This is a genomic window from Flavobacterium sp. GCM10023249 (assembly GCF_042653365.1).
GTDB lineage: Bacteria > Bacteroidota > Bacteroidia > Flavobacteriales > Flavobacteriaceae > Flavobacterium.
The window spans coordinates 1-2,579 of record NZ_JBHSHZ010000010.1 but is presented as its reverse complement, the minus strand read 5'-3'; the positions used below and the strand labels follow the sequence as shown (position 1 = coordinate 2,579).

The following is a 2,579-nucleotide window of genomic DNA, read 5'->3' as shown; positions in this document are numbered from 1 at the left end:
TAGATATAAAAAGCCTGATTGTGAGCCATTCCAATTTTGAACTTGTAGCAGTGAGGTAAAAATAAAACCTCGTCTAAATCACTTTAAATGAGGTTTTATACTATATGTTTTGGAGTTATTTTGAAAAAATGGTAGTTGTGCAACAGTTACGCCTGTTATAGGAAGTGTCCTAGATGTTTAAATCAACCGTGTCATCATTGATTTCGTCATCTTTTTCTTTATCATCATTGTTCAACCCATGTTTAACGATAAACTCATCAGTTTTTGAGTCAATAATGTCGAAGATATTTGAATCTTCAAGATTTATTGATTCTATTGTTTCTTGTTTAAAGCGTTCAATCTCCAGTTTAAGTTCATAATTTTGAATATTTGTTGAAGTTAAATTTATCAATCGATCTATAATTCTTGCTCCTAAGGAAAGAGTTCTGTCACTAAAAGTTGCGACAGAATGTACTAAAGAAACTAATTTTGACTCAGACATTGGTTTAGAAAGCTCTGTAATTTGGAGAAACTTGTAAGGATTCGCTATCCATCCCTTAAAATATTCGGTTTTCGAGAAGTTCACAAGAGATCGGTCATTTGTCAAAATCACCCATGTTTCACCGTTTTTTACTATTCGTTCATTAGTTGCTTTTAATGTATATATATCATTATTGAACAAATGTATTTTCTTTTTTATGCGTGCTTCCTCTAAAATATCGTTGTAGTGATATTTGATTTCCTGCAAATCTTCCTCTTCAAAATGTGGTGTATCAATAAATTCAATTCCATTTGATGTAAATATTGATTGTAAATCTGTCATTATACTTCTAACCCAACTTTTCACATCGCTTCTTTCAGTTTTGACGGCTGTACTAAAAGTTGAGAGGTATTCCGAAATAGTATTGGGTACCTTCTCTCCCTTGTTTTTTAAATGAAAATAATTTGAAATAAAAGCATTATTTGAGAATTCTAGTTCTTTATTTTGATCTTCGAAACCGATGTATTTTCTTGCTGTAAGTAAATGCCCTGCACACTCATTAAAATAATAATACGGCATATATAATAAGCTGTCTTGTTCCTTTGCTTGGTTAACACTTTTAACAGTTGTTTTAAAGAATCGATTGTTATTACTAGCATACAAAAGCGAACATAAATAAGGTAGAGCAACACTTGGTTCAAGTATTATGTTAACATCAGACCATCTACTAGCTCCAATTGATTTTGCGGATGCAATTGGGTTATTACCATCTAACGCCACATATACAGAAGCTCTTGAAATTTTTGTGATAAGCGGGTGTGTTGAAGCCAAGTCCAATAAATCATTAACAATGTTCTCAGTAGTAGGTAAATCTTGTTTTTTTTCTTTAGTAAAAAACTGTTTTAATTTGTTGGTTCCGTTTTCTGATATATTATAAAAGTTGTTATTTACAATTGAAGCGTTAATATCCTTAAGATTTTCAAGCTGTTCCGTTATATACGAGTTTGCAATCCACAACGATATTTTTTTTGACTCCTCTGCTGTCCATGATAAATTATACTTGTCCTTAAGTAAATCTGTTTGAGCTGCGGAAAGATTATTGAGTTCTATTTCGTATAGACTTTGACGATTTTCTAAATCTGAAGATGATTCAGATGTCAAGCTGATAATTTTATTTTCGTCTTTTGCGATTAACGCTTTTCCGAATAATCCACCAATTCTTTTTCTGACAAACTCATCTTTTTCTTCACCTAAATTCAAAAATGTAATAACTGAATTCACTAATGAGTCTTCGTCCATACTGTTATTAAAAAGTGAAAAAAGTATTGTGTCTTCGTACACGCTATGTCGAAGTTTTCCGGCATCTTCAGAGAATAGTCCATAACTGTGTAATGCCTTTTCCTTAATATCAACTATATTACCATGTTGCCTTGGAAGAGGATAATCTAGCAAATCCAAAAATCTATTAAGTTTACCATCATTGATTATAAGCCCCGCAATAATTCTAGGGGAAAAACAATTTGCATTGATTCCAAGTTCTTGTGAAATTTTACCTTCAATTAATCTTTGGTCGATTTCAGTTAAATTATATGTGGTAAGAAAGTAATACCTTTCAATTGATAGTTTTTGAAGTGCTTTCTTTGCATCACGATATGCCTTATTTTTTATATCTGTTCTTTGAGTCGTAATTTGATATGCAGCCTTTTCGCGAGTGCCCTCAGAAAAAGCTACTAAATCGGTTCCACCATCGTATGCCCCGTCAATATTAATTGCATTCAAGTTAAATACCTCAGTTAATACAAGTTTGCATGCCTTGTCAAAGTACTGTTTTCCTAGGTTAGAGATATGATTTGCTAATGTTTCAATGTCCATTTCGTTTTAATGTTTTATATATTTATTTATATCCAGAATTAAGTTTTTCACATTTCCTATAACGTTCTGCGGCTTGGCGCAGTGGCTTGAATTGTTACCGAACAATCACAAATATAAACCAAACTTTGAGTTATCAGCGTATTTTCTAAAGAATCACTGAATTAAGCCATTGAGGCAAACCGCCTTAAGTTTACATTTTCTACATTTAGCTATTAATCAGAAAGAACAAAAGAGAGGAGTAAGGTTC

General features: G+C 32.0%; 1 protein-coding gene. It reads right to left on the bottom strand.

Annotated elements, in window-relative coordinates:
- Positions 1-169: 169 nt before the first annotated feature.
- A complete protein-coding gene (locus ACFO7M_RS10410; protein WP_379735529.1) occupies positions 170-2,332 on the bottom strand; it encodes a hypothetical protein in 2,163 nt (720 codons plus the stop codon).
- Between the last annotated feature and the right edge of the window lie 247 nt (positions 2,333-2,579).

What these genes read in the sequence shown, in the direction of transcription:
- ACFO7M_RS10410 (WP_379735529.1), bottom strand. Translation starts at nt 2,332, where the DNA reads ATGGACATTGAAACATTAGCAAATCATATCTCTAACCTAGGAAAACAG.